The organism is Hymenobacter radiodurans (genome assembly GCF_004355185.1).
GTDB classification, from domain to species: domain Bacteria; phylum Bacteroidota; class Bacteroidia; order Cytophagales; family Hymenobacteraceae; genus Hymenobacter; species Hymenobacter radiodurans.
This window is the reverse complement of record NZ_CP037922.1, coordinates 4,175,173-4,199,602: the sequence shown is the minus strand read 5'-3', so window position 1 is coordinate 4,199,602 and position 24,430 is coordinate 4,175,173. Positions and strand designations below refer to the sequence as shown.

At 54.4% G+C, this 24,430-nt stretch carries 22 protein-coding genes and 2 pseudogenes; 16 read left to right on the top strand and 8 right to left on the bottom strand.

Translation table 11 applies throughout. The features are described 5' to 3' along the window. The first annotated feature begins 68 nt into the window (after positions 1-68). The 7 genes from tpiA to EPD59_RS23335 all read left to right on the top strand — a co-directional run bounded on the left by tpiA (position 69) and on the right by EPD59_RS23335 (position 4,523). A complete protein-coding gene (tpiA, locus tag EPD59_RS19050; RefSeq protein WP_133274161.1) occupies positions 69-830 on the top strand; it encodes a triose-phosphate isomerase in 762 nt (253 codons plus the stop codon). A gap of 78 nt (positions 831-908) precedes the next feature. Next, complete coding sequence (locus tag EPD59_RS19045) at positions 909-1,301, top strand: DUF6150 family protein (RefSeq protein ID WP_240731504.1); 393 nt, start codon at positions 909-911, stop codon at positions 1,299-1,301. Positions 1,302-1,471: 170 nt separating this feature from the next. Next, positions 1,472-2,233 (top strand): ABC transporter ATP-binding protein, encoded by a 762-nt coding sequence (locus EPD59_RS19040; protein ID WP_133274160.1) that lies wholly within the window; start codon positions 1,472-1,474, stop codon positions 2,231-2,233. Continuing rightward, positions 2,212-2,877, top strand: coding sequence for a hypothetical protein (locus tag EPD59_RS19035; protein ID WP_133274159.1), 666 nt, complete (start codon positions 2,212-2,214; stop codon positions 2,875-2,877). The genes EPD59_RS19040 and EPD59_RS19035 overlap by 22 nt, the downstream gene beginning before the upstream one ends. After that, positions 2,826-3,575, top strand: coding sequence for a hypothetical protein (locus EPD59_RS19030; protein WP_133274158.1), 750 nt, complete (start codon positions 2,826-2,828; stop codon positions 3,573-3,575). Before EPD59_RS19035 ends, EPD59_RS19030 begins: the two co-directional genes overlap by 52 nt. A 115-nt stretch (positions 3,576-3,690) precedes the next feature. Next, positions 3,691-4,314 carry a 50S ribosomal protein L11 methyltransferase gene (prmA, locus tag EPD59_RS19025; protein WP_262712948.1) on the top strand — a complete coding sequence of 208 codons (624 nt, stop codon included), beginning with the start codon at positions 3,691-3,693 and terminating at the stop codon, positions 4,312-4,314. After that, positions 4,263-4,523 carry a 50S ribosomal protein L11 methyltransferase gene (locus EPD59_RS23335; RefSeq protein ID WP_262712912.1) on the top strand — a complete coding sequence of 87 codons (261 nt, stop codon included), beginning with the start codon at positions 4,263-4,265 and terminating at the stop codon, positions 4,521-4,523. Before prmA ends, EPD59_RS23335 begins: the two co-directional genes overlap by 52 nt. 74 nt (positions 4,524-4,597) lie before the next feature. On the opposite strand, the gene EPD59_RS19020 is transcribed toward EPD59_RS23335, so the two are convergent. The 6 genes from EPD59_RS19020 to EPD59_RS21995 all read right to left on the bottom strand — a co-directional run bounded on the left by EPD59_RS19020 (position 4,598) and on the right by EPD59_RS21995 (position 10,113). Then, positions 4,598-5,635 (bottom strand): LacI family DNA-binding transcriptional regulator, encoded by a 1,038-nt coding sequence (locus EPD59_RS19020; protein WP_133274157.1) that lies wholly within the window; start codon positions 5,633-5,635, stop codon positions 4,598-4,600. A gap of 93 nt (positions 5,636-5,728) precedes the next feature. Next, positions 5,729-7,681, bottom strand: coding sequence for a sialate O-acetylesterase (locus EPD59_RS19015; RefSeq protein ID WP_240731503.1), 1,953 nt, complete (start codon positions 7,679-7,681; stop codon positions 5,729-5,731). Positions 7,682-7,815: 134 nt separating this feature from the next. Next, the gene (locus EPD59_RS19010) at positions 7,816-8,751 is read right to left on the bottom strand and encodes a glycoside hydrolase family 43 protein (protein ID WP_133274155.1); all 936 of its coding nucleotides are present in this window, start codon (positions 8,749-8,751) and stop codon (positions 7,816-7,818) included. Continuing rightward, positions 8,667-8,948 carry a twin-arginine translocation signal domain-containing protein gene (locus EPD59_RS24230; protein WP_133274154.1) on the bottom strand — a complete coding sequence of 94 codons (282 nt, stop codon included), beginning with the start codon at positions 8,946-8,948 and terminating at the stop codon, positions 8,667-8,669. The genes EPD59_RS19010 and EPD59_RS24230 overlap by 85 nt, the downstream gene beginning before the upstream one ends. A 74-nt stretch (positions 8,949-9,022) precedes the next feature. Continuing rightward, entirely contained in the window at positions 9,023-9,850 is an 828-nt protein-coding gene (locus EPD59_RS19000) for a glycoside hydrolase family 172 protein (protein WP_205703446.1), read from the bottom strand. Continuing rightward, on the bottom strand, positions 9,847-10,113 hold the full coding sequence (locus tag EPD59_RS21995) for a hypothetical protein (RefSeq protein WP_205703445.1): 267 nt from the start codon (positions 10,111-10,113) through the stop codon (positions 9,847-9,849). The genes EPD59_RS19000 and EPD59_RS21995 overlap by 4 nt, the downstream gene beginning before the upstream one ends. Positions 10,114-10,424: 311 nt before the next feature. On the opposite strand from EPD59_RS21995, the pseudogene EPD59_RS18995 reads away from it, so the two are divergent. From EPD59_RS18995 to EPD59_RS18985, 3 genes and pseudogenes are all read left to right on the top strand, one after another. Continuing rightward, positions 10,425-11,551 (top strand): annotated as a pseudogene (locus EPD59_RS18995) (glycoside hydrolase family 43 protein). Between the two features lie 284 nt (positions 11,552-11,835). Beyond that, positions 11,836-12,891: a glycoside hydrolase family 43 protein gene (locus EPD59_RS18990; RefSeq protein WP_133274153.1), complete on the top strand. Its 1,056-nt coding sequence runs from the start codon at positions 11,836-11,838 to the stop codon at positions 12,889-12,891. A 181-nt stretch (positions 12,892-13,072) separates the two neighbouring features. Next, complete coding sequence (locus EPD59_RS18985; RefSeq protein WP_133274152.1) at positions 13,073-14,215, top strand: cellulase family glycosylhydrolase; 1,143 nt, start codon at positions 13,073-13,075, stop codon at positions 14,213-14,215. Between the two features lie 79 nt (positions 14,216-14,294). Here the strand turns inward: EPD59_RS18985 and EPD59_RS18980 are convergent, their stop codons facing one another. Together EPD59_RS18980 and galK are read right to left on the bottom strand one after the other, a co-directional pair. After that, positions 14,295-15,362 (bottom strand): UDP-glucose--hexose-1-phosphate uridylyltransferase, encoded by a 1,068-nt coding sequence (locus EPD59_RS18980; RefSeq protein WP_133274151.1) that lies wholly within the window; start codon positions 15,360-15,362, stop codon positions 14,295-14,297. A 41-nt stretch (positions 15,363-15,403) separates the two neighbouring features. Further along, the gene (gene galK, locus EPD59_RS18975; RefSeq protein WP_133274150.1) at positions 15,404-16,576 is read right to left on the bottom strand and encodes a galactokinase; all 1,173 of its coding nucleotides are present in this window, start codon (positions 16,574-16,576) and stop codon (positions 15,404-15,406) included. A gap of 734 nt (positions 16,577-17,310) precedes the next feature. Here galK and EPD59_RS18970 point away from each other — a divergent pair. From EPD59_RS18970 to EPD59_RS18945, 6 genes and pseudogenes are all read left to right on the top strand, one after another. Next, a complete protein-coding gene (locus EPD59_RS18970; RefSeq protein WP_133274149.1) occupies positions 17,311-18,375 on the top strand; it encodes a carboxypeptidase-like regulatory domain-containing protein in 1,065 nt (354 codons plus the stop codon). Continuing rightward, positions 18,372-20,435, top strand: coding sequence for a SusC/RagA family TonB-linked outer membrane protein (locus tag EPD59_RS18965; protein ID WP_133274148.1), 2,064 nt, complete (start codon positions 18,372-18,374; stop codon positions 20,433-20,435). The genes EPD59_RS18970 and EPD59_RS18965 overlap by 4 nt, the downstream gene beginning before the upstream one ends. Positions 20,436-20,500: 65 nt before the next feature. Next, positions 20,501-21,463, top strand: a complete 963-nt coding sequence (locus tag EPD59_RS18960; RefSeq protein WP_133274147.1) for a RagB/SusD family nutrient uptake outer membrane protein — start codon at positions 20,501-20,503, stop codon at positions 21,461-21,463. Continuing rightward, a pseudogene (locus EPD59_RS18955) lies at positions 21,382-21,996 on the top strand (RagB/SusD family nutrient uptake outer membrane protein); the annotation flags it as partial. The gene EPD59_RS18960 and the pseudogene EPD59_RS18955, both read left to right, overlap by 82 nt. A gap of 165 nt (positions 21,997-22,161) precedes the next feature. After that, a complete protein-coding gene (locus EPD59_RS18950; protein ID WP_133274145.1) occupies positions 22,162-23,298 on the top strand; it encodes a glycoside hydrolase family 43 protein in 1,137 nt (378 codons plus the stop codon). A 332-nt stretch (positions 23,299-23,630) separates the two neighbouring features. Further along, entirely contained in the window at positions 23,631-24,419 is a 789-nt protein-coding gene (locus EPD59_RS18945) for a glycoside hydrolase family 43 protein (protein WP_240731500.1), read from the top strand. Positions 24,420-24,430 lie beyond the last annotated feature (11 nt).

The window sequence follows — 24,430 nt, the reverse complement described above, 5'->3', positions numbered from 1 at the left end:
TAGCCAATGCCGATACTCCGCCTAACTTGCAGGCTCCACCCATATTCTCCATCAACTCTCTCCCGCTTATGCGTCAAAACCTCGTTGCCGGCAACTGGAAAATGAACATGACCTACCAAGACGGTCTGGCTCTGGTATCAGAAATCACGAACATGGTAGCCGATGAGACTACCGCCGACGTCGAAATCGTGATTTGCCCCCCAGCGCCTTTTCTGTCGGCCATTGGCCGTCAATTGCCGCCGGCCAGCAATTTTCACCTCGGCGCCCAAAACTGCCACCAGAAGGAAAGCGGTGCGTATACCGGCGAAGTGTCGGCCAAAATGCTGGCTTCCGTAGGCTGCGAATACGTGATTCTGGGTCACTCCGAGCGGCGACAGTATTTCCGGGAAGATGATGAACTGCTGAGCCAGAAGCTGAAAGCCGCGCTGGCCGCCGGCCTCAAGCCCATCTTCTGCGTGGGCGAAAGCCTGGATACGCGCGAAATGAACGAGACCAACGACTTTATTGGCAAGCAGCTCCAGAATGGCCTTTTTCACTTGTCCAATGAGGAGTTTGAGCAGGTCGTAATTGCCTACGAACCCATTTGGGCCATCGGTACGGGCAAAACTGCCACTAGCCAGCAGGCCCAGGAAGTGCACGCCTTTATCCGCGAGCAGATTGCCCGCGCCTACGACGCCAAAGCGGCCCTCGATACTACTATTCTCTACGGTGGCTCGGCCAACGCCCAAAATGCCCGCGAGCTATTCGCCCAGCCCGATGTCGACGGCGGCCTCATTGGGGGCGCATCGCTCAAGTCGCGCGACTTCACCGAAATTATCAAGTCCTTTTAGGTGCTAACCGCTGAGTTCAGCGAACCAAACGTGGCGACAAGTTTGTCTGGCAAGCAGGTGTATCCTTACTAAGAAATCATGACGTTTACTCTGCTGCTCGTGGGTTGGCTAACCTTGGGCTGGGGAAGCAATTTTGCCCCCCAGCCGGCTCCGACGCCCATGTTGCCCCCCAGTTCGGCTCTGTCCATCGAGCCGTGCCGCATCTACGGCAGCATCTACCTCGAAACCGACCCGCGGCGCCGCAGCTACTGCTTTGCCACGGTGTATCTGGAGCCCGAAGAAGCCTTTGCCGATGTGTTGATATTCAAGGAATCGAATAAGCTCTTCGCCGATAAAGCTGGCTTCTGGTACTTCACTATGGCCCGCGACTTTGCCGATTACGCGCTCTTCGTAACCGACAACCGCAACCTAGCTGACTTCAGCATTCATTATACCGATGTGCGCTCGTACGCCGGCTGCCGCAAGCAGTAAGCACCCACTACCGCACCATCGTAGTAAGCCTGGCGCCCACCCAATTTATGTTGGGTGGGCGCCATTTTTTGTGCGCTAGGGTAGGGGTCGGCCACGCACTTTATGGTACCTTGTCTGCAATATTCTTCCCTGAGTAGGCCGTGATTACCTACGAATATACTTCTTGATAAATGGAGCTAGAATTACGCCGTATTACCAAATCATTTGGGCCGAAAAAGGTCCTGCACGATATTTCCTTCGCCGCGCAAACGGGCTGCTGTGTCGGTGTGCTAGGGCGCAACGGAGCGGGCAAAAGCACGCTGTTCAACCTGCTCACCAATGGGCTGTTGCCTAGTAGCGGCGAGCTGTTGCTGGATGGCGTGGCGCTGGGCGAAACCTTCCCGATGTCAGTGAAGCGGCGCATGGGTGCGCTCATCAACCAAGGATACTTAGTGGAGGAGCTTACGCCCATCGAGTACCTGCAATTCGTGGCGCGCATTTACGAGTTGCCCGACGCCATGACGCGCATCGAAAGCCTGCTAGCGCACTTGCTGGAAGACTACGACACCGTGCGCACCAAGCGACTCAGTTCCTTTTCGACGGGCATGAAGCAGAAGGTCGCCGTGGCCTCTTGCCTGCTACATCGTCCCGAGCTGCTTATTCTCGACGAGCCCTTCAATGGCCTCGATGTGTTTTCCGTCGAGCGCATGCTCGACTTGCTGAACAGCTACCGGCCGCAGGCCATCACGTTTGTATCGTCGCACAACCTGACGCACATCGAGAAGGTCGCCACGCATTTGCTTATTCTGGACGAGAGCGAAGTGAAATATTGGGGCACGATGGCGGACTTTCTACAAGGGCAGCAAGCCTACCTCAACGACGCGCTGCTCCAGCTGCTCCAACCCACTACCGCCTCCACCCAGGATCTGACATGGCTGACCAACCAACGCTAGGCCATTTTCTACCCTACCTAATAAGGCGTCGTCTGCGGGCGGTAGTCTGGCCCGCCGCGGGCGAGGAGCGGGCCGTAAGTATGCTCCTGCTGGGGGCAGGTTTATTGTATGGGGGCTTTTTGGGGGCAATTTGCAACAGCGAGATGAAGCCCGCCACCTTACAAGGATTTCTGCTGGGGCTGAATAGCGTTCTGTTTGTCTCTACCTTATTGGTAGATTTTATGCCCTCCTTTCGGGCGGTACAGCGGCCCTTGCCTGAGCATTTTCCCGTATCCGACAGGCTGAATCTGATAACGGCGTTTCTGCTCGATTTCATTTCTCTGCGCCGGGTTGCCCTGCTATTCGGACTGCTGCTAGCCCTAGCCATAGCCCAGCGGTTGCGCCTGGAAATTGGGTTCAGCTTGTTGCTGATTCTGAGCGCCACGGCGGCCAGCTTCAACCTGCGCTTGCTGTTGTCGTTGGGGCGCTGGCGCCACCCGGTGGTAGTGTTGCATCTGCTCAGTCTGGCGGTGGCTGGCGTGTGGCTAGCTCTGCCTAATGCCCCTTACCACGCAATGCTAGGAGTACTAATGGCCCTGTTGCCGTGGGTGCTGTGGGGCGTGCAGCTGTGGTGGCTGGGGGCTTTTTCAACGGTCGCCATCTGATAACTGGCGCGCCCGATGGTGCCATCCGCCTATTGGCTCGCTTAGCGCCTGAGAGCAAAGCCTACGTGTTGAAAGTGTGGGTGCCACTGCTGGTAAGCCTACTGTTCAAACTCGTGCTAATGAGCATCTGCACCATAATGGAGCTGATAAAAGCCGACGGCACGATGCGGACGAACGGGATATTTTATGTGGCGTTCTTGCCTCTGCTAACCTTCACCTATATCAACAATAACCTCTTTGGCTACCTCATGCCGATCGTAGCCAACGAAATCCAGCGAGTTGGCCTGACGCCGCGCATACTTAAGCTCTACTTCCGATTAGTAGTACCCGTCGTGCTGACCGATTGTGTTATATCCGCTGTGCTGTTGCTGATTTTTTTCCCGTCCAGTATCTGGCACCTGCTGTGGCTGCTGCCGCTGAGCGTAGGTGCGTTACTAAGTGTCGGGTTGTGGGCCAGCTTCTATCACGCTAAGCCAGTGAAGAAGGTGAAGGAACTGAGCGCGATGCGCAACAACACCTCGCAGCTCATGAGCACAGCTTCTGTGCTGCTGATGGTCGGATTGTGGTTTATGCCGTGGTGGTGGGTGCGCGTGGCCATCGTTGTCGTGCTGATGGCGTCTGTTTGGCTATTGATCAATCGAGTTCGGCGCAACGATGGCGACCTGCGCCGCCAGCTATGGCGTAGCATCGGCGCTTAACGCAACGAGCAACGACGGCTTTAAAGCCAATGTATTATAGCTGAGTTTTTCCTGCGAACTTTGCCGCCCGTCTCAGGGCGGCATTTTCGTTTCTGACTTTTCTTTTGTGCCCCTTATGGATTTTGTGGAAGTGCGCGTGCTGGCCCCGCGCGAGTTGGCCGATATTCTGGTAGCTGAGTTGGCCGAAGTGGGCTACGATACCTTTGAAGACCACGACGAGGGCTTTTGCGCCTACATCGGCGAGGGCGATTTCAACCCTGATGCCGTAGCTGAGGTAATGGCCCGCTACTCGGGCATCGGCACGCTCGACTATAGTCACCGCATCATCACGCGCCAAAACTGGAACGCCGAGTGGGAGAAGAATTTTCAGCCCCTTGTTATTGCCGATAAAGTATCAGTGCGGGCGCCGTTTCACCCTAAGCCCGAGCCGATTGAGTACGACATCGTAATCATGCCGCGCATGTCTTTCGGCACCGGCCACCACGAAACCACCGCCCTGATGATTGAGAACCAGCTAGGCGTCGATCATGCCGGCAAGCGCGTGCTGGATATGGGTTGCGGCACGGGCATTCTGGCCATCATGGCGGCTCAGCTCGGCGCCCGCGAAGTGCTGGCCGTCGATGTAGAACCCTGGACGGTGGAAAACGCTGCCGATAATGCCGCCGAAAACCACTGCACCAACATCGAATGCCGCTTGGGGGCGTGGAAGTGCTGGAAGGGGAAGCGCCGTTTGACCTGATTCTGGCCAATATCAACCGCAACGTGTTGTTGGAAGACATGTACGCCTACGCGGCCCTGCTGCCCACTGGCTCACCTATTCTGTTCAGCGGTTTTTACCAGGAAGATTTAGCGCTGATTGAGGAAGAAGCCAATAAACATCAATTGGTATTTCAATCGCACCTCACCAAGAATAATTGGGTTTCCGCCGTCTTCACGAAAGTGGCTTAAAGGACATCTTTTCTACCGCAAAAAAGCCCCCAGAAATATTTCTGGGGGCTTTTTTGCGGTAGAAAAGATGTCCTTTACTTTCCGCCGACTTTGTCCTTGATTGAAGAATCCCGAATAATAAGGTCAGGCTGAAGTACGATGCGGCGGGGCGAAAACTTCGTGCTTTTTTCCTCCACTAGCTCCAAAAACAGGCGCACCGCCGACTGCCCCATCTGCTCGCAGCGCTGGTCGACGGAGGTGAGCATGGGCTCCGTGAGGGAGGTGAATGACTCGTTGCTGAAGCCGACCAAGGCTATATCCTCCGGCACCCGCAGGCGCTGGGCTTTGAGCACTTGCATCGCTCCTACAATGGAGAAGTCGCTGGCCGAAAACACGGCATCGGGCACTTCCGGCAGCTGCAGCAGGTGCTTCATGCCCACAATGCCGTCTTCTAGGGTCATGTCGCAGTAAAAAATAAGCTCCTCATTGATGGGTAAATCGTGTTCCCGTAGGGCATCAAAGTAGCCTTGGCGACGATTTTTGTAGATATTTAGGTGCTGCGGACCCGCAAAATGCGCAATGCGCCGGCAGCCTTGGGCGATGAGGTGCTTGGTAGTCAGATAACCGCCCTCGCGGTCGTCGATGACCACGGCATTCACATCTTGCCCTTCCAAAACCCGGTCAAAAAACACGAGTGGAATCTCCCGTTTGCGGACCTTTTCAAAATGCTTGAAGTCGCGGGTGGTGCGGGCCAGCGACACCAAGATGCCTTCTACCTGCGCATTAATAAGCGTTTCGATGTTTTTGCGCTCGTGCGTTACGTCCTCGTTCGATTGGCAAATCAACACGTTGAAACCCGCTTTGCTGGCCACTGTCTCGATGCCATGCATTACGGAGGAAAAGAAGTGACCGTCGATGTGGGGCACTATTACGCCCAGCAAATTGCTCTTGCCTTTGCGTAGTGCCGCCGCTAAGTGGTTGGGCTGATAGTTAAGCTCTTGCGCCAGCTTCCACACTTTTTTCTTCGTAGCCTCGCTAATACTGGAATGATTGCTAAGCGCCCGCGAAATGGTGGAAACGGATACATTCAGCTCTTTCGCCATATCCGAAATAGACGCTCGCTTGCTGGCCACAGAAGTAGATTTTTAGAGAATAAAGAAATAGCTACGCAACACTTAATGCAAAAAATGGCGCAAAAAGGTTGAGTAATCTACGCAAAAAGTATCTTACTTTTTACCTTCCGTGACACCCGGCCAAGTATCTGTGCGAAAGGACGAGGCTGGCAGGTTTTCTTTATTATAAAGATTGACAAATGGGCTGTTGCCCCAAGCATAGCGCACGGCAACCGGCTTGGCTACTTGATCGCTATAGAGTACGAGCGAATTACCCTCCAGCTTGCCCTGAGCCCACACAAACTTGCGGTCGGCGCCGGCAATGGCAAAGCCTCTGAGGTAGGGCCCGCTGCTATCTTTCAGTATGAGGCCGCTGCCCATATTATCGAATTGCAGCCGAACGCGGTTACCCTCCACCTTCATCGACTTATAGGCGGGGCCGGAAGAAACTACGGCTTTATCGCCGTAGGCCACGCGCCGCGCTTCTAGGGCTAGACGATGCCCTACATCTTGCTTATTGAGGGGGTGAATATCATTGGGGTTACCAAGGTCCAGAGCCACGGCCATGCCAGTACTCGGTTGCGCAAGCGTCATCAGTTGAGCTTCCCGCAACTCAGCCCAGGCATAGTCGGCGGGTTGATCTTGCTGGGGACCAAAACTGGCCAACTGTACATATAGGAAAGGAAGGTCTTTCTGTCCGAACTGGGTGCGCCAATCCTGAATAAGGGCCGGAAACAACGCGCGGTACTGATACGCGCGCTCGGCGTTGCTCTCGCCCTGATACCAGATCACACCCTTCAGGGCGTAGGGTACTAGCGGAGCAATCATGGCATTGTAAAGCATAGTCGGCTGGTTTTGGGTGCCGCCGGGGAAGGGATTTTTTGGTACGCTGGCCGGATCATAGGCAGGTTGGTATTGCCAGGGGCCATTTAGCGGCATAGTTTGGGTAGCCGTTTTGAGATAAAGCTCCTCAGGCTTGCCCCAGATGCCCCCACCTCCGCCCGTATCTACAACGCGCACCGCAATGACGTTGCGGCCGGCACGCACGGCAGTACCTGGCACCGTGTAGCGTCTGGGTTGGGTGTAGCCGTTGGTGCTGCCCACCAATACACCATTGAACCAGGTTGAGTCACGGTCATCGATTTGGGCCAGCGAAAGCGTAAGCGGCTGACCAGCGGCGGTGGTAGGCAGCGTTATTTCCTTGCGTAGCCAGATAATGCCGTCGAAGCCGCGCAGCTCGGGGTGCTCCGGCTGGTCTTCCCATAGTCCGGGCAGTTGCATCGTGGGCCAATTGGTAGGTGTGTAAGCCGGATCAGTCCAAGAAGTCAGCCCAGGTATCAGGCCCCGATCCTGACTGGCAGGGCTTTTCTTCCACGCGGCTAGGGCGGCCTGATAATCGGCCTGCTGGCGCGCCGGACCCGTGCTGGACTCTAAAGCTGCCACCTGGGGGGCAAATTCCGGGAAGTTGCGCAAGGTTTGTCCGCTGGTCCAGGCTTCGGCGGGTGTGCCGCCCCATTCACTCGAAATCAACCCGATGGGTACCTTGTACTGCTGGTGTAGATCGCGCCCGAAGAAGTATGCCACGGCCGAAAAGCCCCCCACGGTTTCGGGACTGCACACTTTCCAGCCCTCACTCTTAAAGTCCGCCTGTGGGGTAGCCGCCGTGGCATCCTGCACATTGAGCAGGCGAATACGAGGAAAATTTGCCTGGGCTATTTCCTGCTTAAAATTGACTACGTTCTGTTGCAGCGGCCATTCCATGTTCGACTGCCCGGAAGCCAGCCACACATCACCCAGCAAAATGTCGCGAATTTGGATGGTATTCGAGCCTTTGATACTCATCTCGTAAGGGCCGCCCGTTGGCTGAGCCGGCAGCGTCACCGTCCATTTGTTCCCCGGTCCGCCCGTTTTGGCCGGGTAGCTTTTCCCTCGAAACGAAACTGTTACGGCTTCGCCCCCATCAGCCCAACCCCAGAGTTGCAGAGGCTTATCTCGCTGAAGCACCATATGGTCGCCCACCAGCTTCGGCACACGCACGGTAGCTTGCGCCGAAAGCTGCGTAAGCAAAGTCAGTAGGAGAAGAGGATATTTGATAAGTCTCATAAAGAGCAATACGTAGAACAAGAATTCAGCTTAATTATTTAATTAGTAGCGGTCATGCTTCGCGGTGCGCTGCATGACGTTCTAGGGGGCGAAACTCTCTACGTCAAGCGAGGCTGAGGCGTGTAGGTAGGGCCCTGGCAGCGGGGGCCTTCGGGTGTCCAGAGGAGCGGGTCGATGCATAGTTGCCGCTCTTTCATGGCTTCGTCCCAAGCGTGATATACGAGTACTTCGGTTCTGCCATCGGGGCTCATGGCGTGGGAGTGGTGGCCCGGCCCACGCACTTTGCCGGGAACTGAGTGCAGCACGCGAGCACCTTTCTCGGCACCCGCATCGGAGTAAGGCCCGAGAATAGAATCAGCAACCACAAAATCGACGCCGTAGCGGTCGGTCAGGAAGTTGGCGCCGCTGTAGAAACAGTAGTATTTGCCTTCGTGCTTACGCATAAATGGTCCTTCCAGCGTGTGCCATTGGGCAAACACCTTGTTGTCATAAATAGGCATGCGGCGATTGGCTTCAAACAGCGTCCAGGGGTGGCGAGCCCGCATGACGGTGCGGCTTTCATTGGCCAGCTTGGTCATGTCGATGAGTCGATCTACCACGAGGCCGGTGCCCGGATAATAGCCGTCGTTGGAGTCGATAAAGTCGCGGGCGTAGAAAAGGTACCACGAGCCATCGGTGTCCTGAAAGGGGTGAGCATCAATGGTAAACTTGCTTTCCGGTACGTCCATCAGTGCCACTTCCTCATAGGGCCCGGCTGGTTTATCACTGGTAGCTACGTGCAGGCGGTGGCCCACATTGGCGTTGATAGCGCCGCCACCTCTGGAGTAGTACATGTAGAACTTGCCGTTGACAAACACCACTTCTGGGGCCCAAAAATCGGCTCCTTCCGAACCGGTGGGGGGCGTGAGCGCGCCGCCTACTTCCTCCCAATCGTAAAGATTTTTGGAAGTCAGAATAGAGAAAATGCGTCCGTCTTTTTTCTGGCTTTGGCCGGTGGTGGCAAAGGCGTAATACGTGCCCTCGTGCCGCAGCACAAATGGGTCGGGAAACTGCCCGCGTACACGGGGTTGGTATAGGTACCACCGCTTTCAGCTTTACCTTCAGTGGGCGCTTCGGGGTTGCTATCTGCGGCTTCGTTGCTGCGAGAAGTACAGTAAGGCAAGAACGCCAGCGCGCCCAAACCGAGCGTGCTGCGCTGAAGAAATTCGCGACGGGAGGAGTGAAGAGGCATAGTGGGGGGCAAAAATGACGAATTGACGTGTTGATGTAGGATGAGTTGGGCCAGATGCAATGCTGAACTGAGCGTTACTTGGTTTCTAAATCGTCTTTGCTAGGTAGCTTAGGAAATGGCGCGTGCGGCTCCGTTTGGTACCAAAAAGCCGTTGACGCCACATCATCCTGTAGGGGCAGATATCGGCCATTGTAGCGCCAGCCCAACGCCTGAATGGTAATGCGCAAATCTTGCTGGAAGCGGACCGGATCCGGGATGTGCCAGCGGTACATTCCGAAACGCGTATTGGCCTGATACAGCCCGTCGGGCCTTATTACCTGGTGCAAACCCACGTAGGGTGTGGTGTACTCTTGATACTGCTTGGTTTTCTTGTTTTCGAAGTTGTAGGAACCCAAAAAGTAGTCTTCGGTGCCGGTGCCATTGATGGTGGGCCACTCCTTGTCGCCATCCATGTAGAACTTGATTTCGCCTTCGCCCCACCAATCGTTGCTGTTCACGCCCCAGGCCATATAGGTGCCCACGTAGTGCCCGCGGCCTTTTACGCCGTCCAAGATGGTGTAGGGGACTTTGTACTGGGTCGGGTTCTGGCGCCGAAACTGGGCGTGAAAGTAGGCCGCATCGTTGGGCACATCGGTGAGGGTGTAGTCTATTTGGTAATACAGCACCATGTCCTTCTCATCGATATTCTCCATCGTGATGCGACACTTCTTACGGAAGGGCATCAACCAGTAGGAATTGAATGAGCTACCGGGGTTTACCACAACCGGAATGGAGTTGAGCATGGCTACTTGACCCCAGCCTTGGCCAAAAAAATCGCCCACCGGTACTTCTACCGAGGGCTCTTTCTCCTCATCCCAATACATGCGCAAAATGGCAAACCGCCACAGTCCGGTAGGTGTCATCCAGATGTGCTGAATGGCCCCGAGCCATTGATTTCGGCCACCGTAATCGTTTGGCCGGCTTTGATGATTACACTAGGGCTTACTTTCCAGCCTTGGCCCAAGTCGCGGGAAGCGTTTTTGCCGGTTCCTTCCGTAGCCATGCCGCCTTTTCCTTTCGCGCCGTTAAAGTTTTCGGGGCTGATGGAGCGGGTCTGGGCGTCGGAGAGCCGGTACAGATTTCCTAATTCAGAACCGAGTCCATTGAAGGTGGCTTTTTGAGCCATAACTGGCCCCAGAGTGCCCAAAAGTAGGAGAAAGAGTAGCGTGTTTCGTAGCATAAGCAGAGGTTAAGTACGGTGGCTAGTCGGGACGGGGAAGCGAATAACCGGAAGCGTAACTATGCGCAAACGTTTGCACAATATAATAATCTGTCTTAGATTGGCCGCATCGCTCGTCCAAACTTATCCTGGCAACTTCCTACTGCACTAGTAAAATTGGCTGAAACAGCAGTCGTTACCTAGGAAGGATTATCGGCTTTTCTTCCTTCACTAGCAGCCCATGAGTACGAATAAGAACCTTTATCTCAACCGGATTGATGCTGACTTGCTGCGGCATGCGCCGCTCCGGCAACTTTCGGCTCCAACGTGATATAGTAGTTGTTGCGGCTACTAAACAAACGTTTGCGTGTACTACTCTACCTATGAATATCAAACAACGCTTTCTCTTGCTGGCAATGCTCGCCGTTATGCCCTTCGTGAGTGAGGCCCAAACGGCGGCCACCTTCACCAATCCCTTGCTCGCTAATGGCCCCGATCCGTGGGTTATCCGGCAGGGCGATACCTATTATTACACAAATACCATGGGCAACCGCTTGGTACTGTGGAAAACCAAAGACTTGAGCCAAGTGCGTGAGGCCAAGCCCGTAACGGTGTGGATGCCACCTGCTACAGGGCCGAACTCATATGAGATATGGGCGCCAGAGCTACATTTCCTAGATGGTAAATGGTACCTCTATTATACAGCTACCGACAAGGCAAATTTTGGGGATAACACGCGCTACGTATTCGTGCTGGAAAACGCCAGTGCCGACCCTACCACCGGAACCTGGACTGACAGGGGCAAGGTAAATACAAAATACACAGGCCTCGACGGCAGCGTATTTGAGCATAAAGGGAAACGTTATTTCGTGTATTCGGCCTACGTGGGGCCGCAAAGCGTACTGGCAATTGCGCCCATGGAGAACCCCTGGACCCTGCAAGCCGGCAAGGAAGTGACGATTGCCACACCTACTTACGACTGGGAAAAAGGCGGCGGGCGCCAGATTCTGGAAGGCCCAGAATTTTTGCCGGGCAAAAAAGGCCAGCTATTTCTTGTGTACTCAGCCAGCGCTTGCTGGGACGACAACTACTCGCTGGGCATGCTCACGGCCGACCAAAATGCCGATCTGCTGCAAGCCGGTTCCTGGAAAAAAGCCCCCAGCCAGTGTTCAAAAAGTCGGAGGCCAATAGCGTATATGGCCCCGGCCACAACAGCTTCACCAAGTCGCCGGACGGTAAGCAGGATTGGATAGTGTATCACGCCAAAGATGCTGCCACCGGCAAATGCGAACAGCGCAGCTCGCGCATGCAGCCTTTTACCTGGAATACCGATGGCACGCCCAACTTTGGCGCCCCTGTATCAACCAAAAAGCCGCTGCCTCGCCCTAGCGGCACTTCCAAATAAGGCTGGGGGCTTTTTTGAGAGCTTTCTATAAATGATAAAGGCGGTCATGCAGAGCGGAGCGAAGCATCTCGCGTGCTGATGTTGTTTCGTTGTCATCCTGACGAAGGAAGGACCTTCTCACCCTGAAACGAGTCATAGTAATACTAGTCGTTTAACTGCCATAAGGTCCTTCGCAAGCTCAGGATGACAGATGATTTATACAGTTAGCTTGGCAACATCAGCACGCGAGATGCTTCGCTCCGCTCCGCATGACCGCCTAGAACTAGAGTTTACAATTGCATAGAATGAAAAAACTGCTGCTTTTGCTTCTGCTCGGCTGTAGCGTGGGGCCCGCCGCCTGGGCCCAAACGCCGGCTGCTTCCGATAACACCTTTACAAATCCACTCTTGCCTGGAGGAGCCGATCCGTGGAGCATTTACAAAGACGGCTATTACTACTACACCAACACGACGGGCCGCAACATCACGCTCTGGAAAACTAAGTCATTAAGCCAGCTGAAGAACGCTCCCAAAAAAGTAGTCTGGACGCCGCCTGCCACCGGCCCCAACTCCAAGGATATCTGGGCGCCGGAGCTGCATTATCTGGGGGGCAAATGGTACCTGTACTACGCCGCCGACGCCGGCACCAACCAAACGCACCGTTTGTGGGTGCTCGAAAATTCCTCGCCCGATCCAATGGAAGGCACGTGGGTTGACAAAGGCAAAATAACGGACCCCACCGATAAATGGGCCATCGACGGCTCGGTATACGACCACGATGGGCAGCTGTATTTTGTGTGGTCGGGCTGGGAGGGCGACGTAAACGGCCGCCAGGAAATCTACATCGCCAAGATGAAAAACCCCTGGACTATAGATGGGGAGCGGCACAAACTTTCCACCCCTGTCTTCCACTGGGAGCGCAATGGCGACTTAAACAACCCAAACGATCCGCCCCATGTGGATGTGAACGAAGGTCCGCAGCTGCTGCGCCACGGCAAGAAAATTCACCTAATTTATTCAGCTAGTGGCTGCTGGACCGATACGTACGCTTTGGGCATGCTCTCCGCCTCGGCTACCAGCGACCTACTCAAGCCCGGCTCGTGGACCAAAACCATAACGCCCGTTTTTCAGCAGGCGCCCGCGGTAAAAGTGTACGCACCGGGTCATAACTCCTTCTTCAAATCGCCGGATGGCACCGAAGACTGGATTCTCTACCACGCCAACGACGAGGCAGGCCAGGGCTGCGGCCGGTTTCGCACGCCCCGCGCCCAGAAGTTTACCTGGAATGCCGATGATACGCCCAGCTTTGGGCAGCCCATTTCCACTGGAGTAGCCCTGCCCAGGCCCTCCGGCGAAAAGTAAACGTTGCTCACTATTAAAAGGCAGGCTTGGCCCTAAGCAGTGTAAATTCTTAAAAACGACCCGCCAGCGGCCACAACGTGCAAATTCGCTTCGGTACGCTGCCTCCTGCCAGTGCCAGTAAGTAGCTCGAAGCTTTGAGAAAACTTCCTATACATCCACACTCTCCCCAAATCTTAAGCGCATGAAGAAAGCTCTGCTATTTATTCTGCTGTTGTTGGTGGCCACGCCCGACGTTCAGCTACAAGCTCAAAATCGAAAAACCAAAGCAGCCAAAACGTCCAAAGCCGCGGTTGGTACCCGCTGGACGCCGGAAAAAGCCAACGCCTGGTATAAAGCCCAGGATTGGATGTCGGGGGCCAATTTTACGCCCAGCACCGCCATCAACCAACTCGAAATGTGGCAAGCGGCCACCTTCGATCCTGCTACCATCGACAAGGAGTTAGGTTACGCCGAAAGTATCGGGTTCAATACCATGCGCGTGTTTTTGCATCACTTGGCGTGGGAGCAAGACCCGCAAGGATTTAAGAAGCGCATGGATCAATACCTGGGCATCGCCGACAAGCACAAGATCAAGACCATGTTCGTGTTCTTCGACGATTGCTGGAACAAGGACTACAAAGCCGGCCCGCAGCCTGCGCCGAAGCCTGGCATTCACAACTCAGGCTGGGTGCAGGACCCCGGCGGTGAGCCCACTTCCCAGGATTCGACCCTATTTCCAGTGTTGCAGAAGTACGTCACCGACGTGATGACGCAGTTCAAAAATGACAAGCGCATTTTGCTTTGGGACTTATATAATGAGCCCGGCAACAGCAACCACAAGGAAAACTCTTTGCCGCTGGTACGCAACGTATTCCGCTGGGCCCGCGCTGTCAACCCCGATCAGCCGCTGAGCATAGGTCTTTGGGCTTGGGATTTTGAAAAGCTGAACGCCTTTCAGGCCATGAATTCGGATGTAATCACCTACCACTGCTACGACGACACGCCCGCTCACCAGCGCATCATCGAAATGCTGGAAACCCACGGCCGGCCACTCATCTGCACGGAGTATATGGCTCGTATTCGGGGCAGCCGGTTTGCCAACATTATGCCTCTGCTGAAGAAGCAAAACGTGGGAGCTATCAACTGGGGCTTGGTTGCGGGCAAAACGAACACGAAGTATCAGTGGGATACTCCTCTAGCCGACGGCAGCGAGCCAATTGAGTGGTTCCACGAAGTATTCCACCCCGATGGCACGCCCTACCGCCAAGACGAAGCAAGCGTGATCAAACGATTGAACGCCGAAAAGGCCGATGCAGCTATTGAAGCAGCGCTCAAGGTCAAGTAATGTTAGCCCGTAAAAAAGCCCCCAGAACTGCTCTGGGGGCTTTTTTACGGGCTAACGTTCTCCGCTCTTAAAGCTGATGTTACTTGACTTCCGTTTCTGAAGATGCTAACTGCTTGTAGTGCACGGCGGGCAAACTGCGCAGACGCTCGGCCGCAAACTCGGCCGTCACGTCACGCTGGGGGTTGGCCAGCAGCTCGTAGCCTACCATAAACTTACGCACCGTAGCGGAGCGCAGCAGCGGCGGATAGAAATGCATGTGCAGATGCCAGCTTTCGTGCGCTTGCCCGTCGGTCGGGCGTTGGTGAAGACCGGCAGAGTAGGGGAAAGAAATCTGAAACAGGTTGTCGTAGCGGATAGTGAGCTGGCGCAGAATAGCAGCAAACGCGTCTTTCTCGTCGTTGGTAAGCTGCTCGATACTGGTTACGTGGCGACGCGAAACAAGCAGCGTTTCATAAGGCCACACGGCCCAGAAGGGCACCAACACCACGAAATGCTCGTTTTCGACCACTACCCGAGTTTTCTCCTGTAGCTCCACTTCCAGATAAGCACTGAGCAAGCTGCGACCGTGCTCGGCAAAGTAGGCGGCCTGCTGAACGGTTTCCTTGGCTGGGTCAGATGGCACCGTCCGCTGCGCCCAGATTTGGCCGTGCGGGTGCGGATTGCTGGCGCCCATCATGGCTCCTTTGTTCTCAAATATCTGCACGTAGTTGATATCCGGCCGGGCGCCCAGCTCCAGATACTGCTCTACCCACAGGTCCACTACGCGCCGAATGGCTGGTTCGTCCATCTCGGGCAGTGTCAGATCGTGGCGGGGCGAAAAGCAGATAACGCGCGCCACTCCTGATTCGGCTTCGGCGCGCAATAGTCCGCCCACGGTTATCTCACCCACGGGCGCATCGGCTTGCAGCGCGGCAAAGTCGTTGGCAAATACGAAGGTGCTATCGTAAGGCGGGTTCACAATGCCCCCCACGCGCGTATTGCCAGGACAGAGGTAGCAGGTGGGGTCGTAGGTGAGCCGCACGTCGGCTGGTGTTTCTTCCTGTTGCCCCTGCCACGGCCGCTTCGATCGGTGAGGTGATACGAGTATCCACTCGCCCGTAAGTGGGTTGTAGCGGCGGTGGGAGTGTTCAGCGGTATCAAATGTCATGGCAAGTAGCGGTTGATAGTGAATAAATGAGCAGCGCGATTCTAGCTGCCTGCTTCTACGCTTTCCACCACTTCTACGCCGCTTACAATAGTAGCCCGGTAGGTTTCAAGCGATAAGTTCAGCTCCCGCTGATAACCAGCTGTCATGTGCTCTATAAAGGCATCTACCTTATCGGTTTCTACCAAGTTGATGGTGCAGCCTCCAAAGCCGCCCCCCATCATACGCGCCCCTAATACGCCTGGCAGAGGTCGGGCCAACTCCACTAATACATCGAGTTCTCGGCAACTCACCTCATACTTATCGCGCAATCCGGCGTGTGAGCCATACATTTCCTGACCGAAACCCTGAAAGTTGCCTTCCAGCAAATGTTGACAGGCTGCTTCCACCCGCAGGTTTTCTTCCACCACGTAGGAGCACCGGCGATACAGTACATCGCCTAGCTCGGCCTCGTGCGCCTGAAGCTGCGACAAGGTGACATCCCGTAAACTTTTTACCTCCGGATAATACCGCTGTAGCAGCGCCACGCCCTGCTCGCATTCGTGTCGGCGGGTATTATATTCGGAGCTGGCCAAGGCGTGCTTCACGCCGGAGTTGCACAGAATCAGACGATAAGCGGTGGTATCGAAGGGGAAATACTCGTAGTCAAGCGAGCGGCAGTCTAGGCGTACAACGTGGCCGGCGCGCCCAAAGAGACTGGCAAACTGATCCATCAGGCCACTCTTTACACCGGCAAACTCGTGCTCAGCGGCCTGCCCCATGTGAGCCAGTTCCAAGCGGTCAAATTTGCCCCCCAGCAACTCGTTCAAGGCAAAAGCCAACCCGCATTCTATAGCTGCCGAAGATGACATGCCTGCACCCAGCGGAATATTGCCCCCGAACACACAATCAAAGCCGGGCACATCTGCGCCCTTGCGTTGCATCTGCGCCACAACACCTTTCAGATAGTTTGCCCACTGTGTTTTGCCGGGCTTTATCTCTTCGGTCAGGGAAAAATCATGTGTCTCATTCAGGTCCTGTGCCACAAGGCGGGCCGTATCGCCGCCGTTTAGCCCAACCGCGAAGTGAATCTCCTTGTCTACTGCGGCGGGCAATACAAAGCCGCCATTATAATCAGTGTGCTCACCAATCAGATTTACCCGACCCGGAGCTCTCACCAAAAGCGGAACATATCCGAAATGGCTTTCGAAGGCAGTAGTTATAGAATGAGAGGACATAAGGATATAAGGCAAAGAATGAAACAAAAATAGGGGAGGGAGAAGAGCAATGCTAAAGGTGAGAAACCCGGTTGTAAAACGCAAACGATTGCGCCTTTTAGTTACTAACGGGTACGTCTCCTCGCTATTCGCTTGGCGTGTAAAACCCTGGTCATAAGATTACATCAAAGGAGGTAGCGAGCATGCCCAGAAAACGAGTGAATGACTACTTGTGTTAGTAGATTTTAAGTTGATAAATCATTGATTATAATACTATTAAGTCAATAAGTATTGCTTTGTCATTAGGCTTTTCAAATTGCGCTCGCCTAAGTAGAAATTGCTAAGTTTTGGACTTTGTTACTTAAAATTATTCCTAAGGATATGCGCCAGTCAGCTGAATAAGATCTGCCTGATTCGACTTAATATAATGCAGGAATTACTGTCGATAGTTTTATCAATGAATTGTCCAGCTAACGAAAATTGCATGATTTCTCTTGACATTAGTTTAATTTCCTGTTATCCTTACAGCACTTACTTACTTGGCTGAGAGCCATAATGCCCGTTCGCGTGCGTTTTCTCTGGCCAACCTCAGTAATGATTCAGTTCACCCCGAAGAAGAATGCTTCCTGGTCAACTGATTTTTTTAGCAAAGAGTCCGCAAACGTTTGCGCCACATAGTAAGATTTGCTTGCCATTCATATGTGCTTCCATTCTCCTTTCCTGAACGAACACCTTCCCTATCCTACCTTTTCTCTATGAAAAAGACTGTACCCAAGCTGCGCTGGCTCGCCATTCCAGCGCTTATCTGCTACCTGCCGCTTACCGTCGCTGCCGAGGCTAACGCCGCGGCCAGCGTGCGTGCAGCACTGCCTTCCGCTGCGATCATCCAGACTCCTGACGTAACTGTAACTGGTCGTGTGACGGATGAAAAAGGAGAGGGCCTGCCTGGTGTGAACGTAGTAGTAAAAGGCACTTCCGATGGCACCAGCACTGATGTTGAGGGTCGTTATAGCATCACCGTGCCGGATAACGCAACATTGGTGGTATCCTATGTGGGCTATACGCCCCGGGAAATTGCCGTAGGCGGCCGCACCACTATTGATGTGCCGCTAACTCCTGATGCACAAGCGCTGTCAGAAGTAGTAGTGTTGGGCTACACCACCCAGAACCGCCAGAACCTAACCAGCGCCGTGAGCCCTGTAGATGTGGCCGCGGCCAAAAGAGCACCTGTAGCAACTATTACGGAAGCTATCCAGGGCCGCACCACTGGCGTTCAGATTTCGAATAGCGGCACGCCTGGCCAGGCTCCTATCTTTAATATCCGCGGTATTGGCACACTCAACGGCGGTAGTGCTCCGCTATTCGTAGTGGATGGCCTTTGGACGAATAATATCCGCGACTTGAATCCGTCGGATATTGAATCGTTGACGGTCTTGAAGGATGCGTCCTCAACGTCCATCTATGGCTCTCAGGGGGCAAATGGCGTTGTTATTATCACCACGAAAAAGGGGAAAGCGGGCAAGCCAACTATTGGCTTTAACGCCTACGCTGGCGTACAAAACGTAGTAGACCGCTGGGATCTGACCAATGCCAGTGAGTGGGCTGCGCTCAGCCGCGAAGCTTACCAGAATGCAGGCCTGACGCCGCTGGCTTCCGCGGCTAATCCGGAGAACTATGCCAACACCGACTGGCAGGATGAGATTCTGCGCACCGGTACCGTACAAGACTATAATCTGAATTTCTCAGGGGGCTCAACAGGGGAGAACTTCAGCACCAATTTCCTGATCTCGGGGGCTATTTTAAACAAAAAGGTGCGCTGATCGGGACGGACTTTGAGCGTTATACTCTCCGCCTAAATTCAGGGCTGACGGCCGGTCGCTTCAAGCTAAGCGAATCTCTACAGTTGGCTCACGCTCTCACCGACTTGCCAAGTGGAGCTCCCTTCCAAGATGCTATCCGGCTGCTGCCTACTATTCCTGTTTTTGATCCTACGGAAAGCACTGGCAGTGGCTTTGGCTATGGTAGCCCAGCGGCTAACACCTTTGGTACCAATCCGGTGGCGTCGCAGCTCATCCGGGACGAGTCGCAGTACAACAACCGCCTTCAGGGTAGCGTCAATGCGGAATACGCATTCTTCGACTTCTTATCGTATAAGTTGAATGTGGGGGTAGAAACCCTAGACTATGTCGACCGCAACTCGCGCAAATACGGCCGCATTACCCAGAACCAACCACAGAACGAGTACCAGTCGACGTATCAGGAGCAGCGAGGGGATAACTCCTTCCTGATCGTAGAAAACATTCTAGATTTCAATAAGCAGTTCGGGGATCATGGGATTAATGTAATCCTGGGCTACTCGGAGCAGAGAGGTAAAAACACCTTCTCGCGGGGACTAAACCGCGGATACGGTACTGGCCCAAACTATAACTTTGTACTCAGTGCGGGTACTACTGGTCCAGAGGTTACCGGAACCGATTCGGAGTACTCCAAACGGTCGTATTTCACGCAGGCCGTCTACGATTATAAGAACCGCTACCTGCTTACAGGTAGCTTCCGTCGCGACGGGTCTTCCCGCTTCGACCCCGAAAACCGCTACGGTAACTTTGGTGCGGCTTCCCTGGGCTGGCGCATCAGTGAGGAAGATTTCCTGAAAGAATCAGCTCCTTACATCAGCAACCTGAAAGCCCGCGTCAGCTACGGCGTAAACGGAAATGACGCGATCGGTGAATACCGCTATCAGGGCGTAATTAATCAGAACGCCAACTACGTGTACAATGGTAACGTGGTAACTGTAGGTTCGATCCAGACGACCATTCCCAGCGAAGGGATTAAGTGGGAGTCACGCTTTACCACCAACTACGGTTTAGATCTGGGGCTTTTCGATGACCGCATCACTTTATCCGCCGACTATTACACCTCCCGGACGGAGGATGCGCTTGTAAACCCGCTGCTGCCAATTTATTTGGGCAACTCAGGTACTCGGCCCTTCGTCAACATTGGTGATATCGAGAATAAGGGGTTTGAGCTCCAACTCGGCTACCAGGACAACCGCAGCGCCTTCACTTATGGGGTGACGGGCAACCTGACCACCGTTAAAAATGAAGTACTGCGCCTTTCTCAGGAAGGACAGAGCATTCCAAGCGGTGTTACCCGGACAGAGGTGGGCCACCCAGTAGGCGCCTTCTTTCTAATTCCTTTTGATGGCGTGTTCCAGACCCAAGAGGAAGTAACTAGACACGTAAACTCTGCTGGTCGTGTTATTCAGCCCTATGCTGCTCCTGGCGATGCCCGCTACCGCGATACGAATGATGACGGACAGATTAATGACTCCGACCGTATTTTCTACGATACTTCTATTCCAAAGATTCAATATGGCTTAGGTGCTAACGCCGGCTTTAAAGGAGTAGACTTTTCCTTGCTCTTCCAAGGATCGGGGGGCAACGAATTGTTCAACGTAGCCCGCGCTACTATGGACCGCACCGACGACCCTGCAAACTTCCGCGCCGACTTCACGCCTTGGCGGCCAGATGCGCCTTCCAGCTCTACCCCGCGCGCCCTGCAAGGTGGCGGTACTACGGCCAACCTGCGTGAAGCTGCTGCTTCTAACGCTCGGGGCAGCTCCCGCTTCCTGGAGGATGGCTCTTACCTGCGCTTAAAGAACATCTCTATAGGCTACACGATTCCTGAGTCTTTGACAGGCAAAGTGAAGGGTATCAGTAATGCGCGCATCTATGTGACGGGCCAAAACGTGCTGACATTCACCGATTATAGCGGTCCGGATCCGGAGGTTGTAAACGGCAACTTCTTTGAGCGTGGGGTAGACTTTAGCTCTTTCCCCAACCTGCGCACCTTCACGGGCGGAATTCAGCTTGGTTTCTAAACTATTTTGGTTGATCAGCGCTTACTCTTAAGCGCTGATCTTAAACCTATTACCATCCTGTAGTCATGAAAATAAATAAACTTACCGTAGCAGCACTGGCTGGTATATTGTCGCTGAGCAGCTGCGAAAAAGATCTGCTGGAAAAGGTGAATCCCAACCAGCCTTCCACGCAGGACTTTTGGAAAACCCAGGACGATGCTATGAAGGCAGTGACGTCGGCTTATGGCACATTACAGCTGCCCGGTACCTATAGCCGCTGGTACTGGTTTGCCACAGACTTGCGCTCTGATGAAGGATATAGCGCCAGCCCTTGGACCGACCTCGCCAACTTTACCCGTTTTCTCCAACTCGATTACAACTTCGAGCCTTCCGAGGTAATGTGGACCGACCATTATCGGGGCGTGTACCGCACGAATCAAATCATTGCCAACTTGCCTACCATCACGACGATGGATGCGGCCATGCGGACGCGGTTGCTGGCCGAAGCACACTTTCTGCGGGCGCTATATTACTTTAACCTGACCTCGCTCTACGGCAATGTGCCCATGATTCTGGAAGTCTCTACGGCCACCTCACGAGCGCCCCAAGGTACTATCGAATCAAATTACGCGCAGGTGTTAGCTGACTTGGCTATTGCTGAAGCAGGGCTGCCTACCGAGTACACGGGCGCTGATATCGGGCGTGCTACCAAAGGAGCCGCCCAGGCATTGATGGGCAAAACGCTTATGCAGCAACGTAAGTGGGCTGAAGCATCAGCACAATTCACGAAGGTTATTAGCTCAGGCAAGTACAGACTGGTTGAAAACTACGTGGACAACTTCACGATGACGAGCGAAAACAATCCCGAGTCCGTCTTCGAAATACAGTTCTCCGATGCTTTGCAGGGGATGCGCAAGATGCTCCTGGCGGGTCGGAAGGTAACAACCGGGCTCAGTTCTTTGGACCTCGTGGCATTGGCTGGAGCGATGGTCAGCCTCGCCGTTGGTTGTTCACCGAGTTTTCCGATCTCACTACCACCGGAGGCGTAGATCCACGTCGTGATGTTACGGTATTCAACTCTGCGATGCCGATTTATGGCCGGACATATGCTCAGCGTGGCTATAATGACCCGAATGAACTGTTCTGGCGCAAATACCAGAACGATCGTACCCGGACTTTTGAAGACTATCACTCAGGTATCAACATTCGCGTTATCCGCTACGCCGACATTCTCCTGATGCAAGCTGAAGCGCTCAATAACTTAGGGCAAACAGCGGCGGCTATTCCGCTTATCAATCAGGTACGCGCCCGTGCTGGTATAGTGCCGCTAGCAGGTAGCTTCAGCCAGGCGCAGATGAAAACTCAGATTCTGCACGAGCGTGCTGTCGAGCTTGGTGGTGAAGGTGTTCGCTTCTTCGATTTGACTCGCTCTGGCCTACTCGATAACCAAGCCGGCGTTGATCAGATCAAGACGCGCGACCAGGACTTCCTCAATTTCGTGCCCGGCAAGTCGGCCTTATTGCCTTTGCCCCGGACAGACCTCGACATTGATAAAGGTCTTAAGCAAAACCCCGGTTGGTAATCTATTACTGGCCGCGGGCGACTAGCCGCTAGTATTTCCGTTCCGGGCCGGGACAGTGCGTGACTACTGGTCACCTCTGCTTCTGGCCCGGAATTTTTTTGGCTGCTAGGGGCAACGGGTTTATAAAAAAGCCCCCAGACGCATTCTACAGTTACTATCCTGCCTATGCACCTGATTACCTGTCGCTTGTTAGCGGTGCTCACCATTTGTACCGGTCTCCTTGGATGTCAGCGTACTACCACGGCGCCGGATGTAGCTGCCGCGCCGGTACTGGGGGGCAAATCTTCGTTTACCAATCCAGTTCTAAACGAAGATTTTCCTGACCCGACGGTTATTAAAGCTGCTGATGGCTACTACTACGCCTACGGCACCCAAACGGAGCGCAAGGGCAAAGTGCTCAACATACAAGTGGCCCGCTCCCGCGACCTGGTTGTCTGGGAGCATCTGGGCGATGCGCTGCCCCAAAAACCTGCCTGGGCCGATACTACTCAGAATTTCTGGGCGCCGCATGTGAGCTTTCACGATGGGCGCTATTACCTATACTATTCAGCTGAGCCGAACATTCGCAAGTACCCGGTGAAGGGCAAGGAAGTAAATGGGCTGTGCCTGGCCGTGGCCACGGCTACGTCGCCCGCCGGACCCTTCGTTGATAGTGGGGAGCCAATGCAGTGCGGGCCGGGCTTCGTCAACATTGACCCCATGAGCTTCGACGACCCCGCTACGGGCAAGCGCTTGCTGTACTGGGGCTCCGGCTTCGAGCCCATCAAAGTGCGCGAGTTGGCGCCCAATCGTACTTCATTCGCGCCGGGTAGCACCGCCACCAATCTGATTAAAGCTGATACTTCCAAAACTACAGATAACTATCAGAAGCTGGTGGAGGGTGCGTGGGTGGTGATGCGTGATGGCTGGTATTACCTGTTTTACTCCGGCGACAACTGCTGCGGCCCCAAAGCCCACTATGCCGTGCTGGTGGCTCGCTCGCGCAGCGCTACCGGTCCCTTTGAAACGCTCGCTCAAGCAACTGGTCGGCCCAATAGTGCCATTCTGGTGCGCAACGACCAATGGTTGGCGCCCGGCCACAACTCCGTCATCACGGATGCCGCCGGTCACGACTGGATTGCTTATCATGCCATCAACACCCAAAAAACCGCTGCCGGAAGTCCCGCTGGCTCGGGTGGGCGGGTGATGCTCCTCGACCGGCTAGAATACCAGGACGGTTGGCCGCGCGTAGCCGCCAACGGTACTCCTTCAGCAGGCGCGGTGCCTGTTCCTGCCACGAACACTACACCAGCGGCTAAATAAGAGCCGTATTCCCTGAGTGTTCCATTCATTAGTCCTTATTCTCTTTCTCTATCCTGCTCAATGTTAATAAAAACTGTCTTGCGTAAACCGCTCACTCTCTTGCTGCTAGTAGGCCTGCTGGGATGTAATAAATCAGAGACGTCCTCGGTTGCGCCACCGCCGCTGGTAGTAGACGAGACGACGTATGCGAATCCATTGCTGGCTTCCGCTCCCGACCCTTGGGTGTACCAAAAAGATGGGTTCTATTACTTCATGAGCACGACGGGGGGCAATTTGTCTTTGCGCAAAACCGCGAAAATGTCGGAGTTGAGCAAAGCAGCGCCGAAGGTTATTTGGACGCCTCCCCCGGCAATACCTACCGCGATATTTGGGCCCCAGAAATCTATTTCTTCGACGGTAAATGGTACGTGTATTTTAGCGCCGATCCGTTTTGCTGCAATGGACACCGCGTGTTTGTATTAGAAAACTCGTCGCCTGACCCCACTACGGGCACTTGGGTCGATAAGGGCCGAATCGCCAATCCTACGGAAGACTTTTGGGCCATCGACGGGACGGTGCTGGAGCAGAACGGGCTGCGCTATTTCCTGTGGTCGGGCCACCGCGAAACGGCTGATGGCGTGCAGCGGCTCTACATTTCCAAGATGATCAACCCCTGGACGCTAACCGGGCCGCGCGTCGAGCTTTCCAGCCCCGAATATGAGTGGGAAAAGAAAGGTGAGCCGGACGTCAACGAAGGCCCCGAAGTGCTGAAGCACGGCAACAAGACGTTCATCGTGTACTCAGGCAGTCACTGCTCCACCGATGACTATGTGCTGGGCCTGCTAACCGCCTCACAAACCGCCGATCCAATGGATCCAAAATCTTGGACCAAAACCCCAACCCCAGTTTTTGTGAAGAACCCCACTGGCAATGCCTACGGGCCCGGCCACAATGGCTTTTTCAAATCACCGGATGGTACGGAGGACTGGCTGATCTACCACGCCAATGTGGCGACGGGGCAGGGGTGTGGCGATGCGCGAAGCACGCGCATGCAGAAATTCACCTGGAATTCCGATGGCTCCCCCAACTTTGGGCAGCCTGTGCCAACTGGCAGCAAACTGCCGCGGCCCAGTGGCGAATAAGAGGCTGTTTT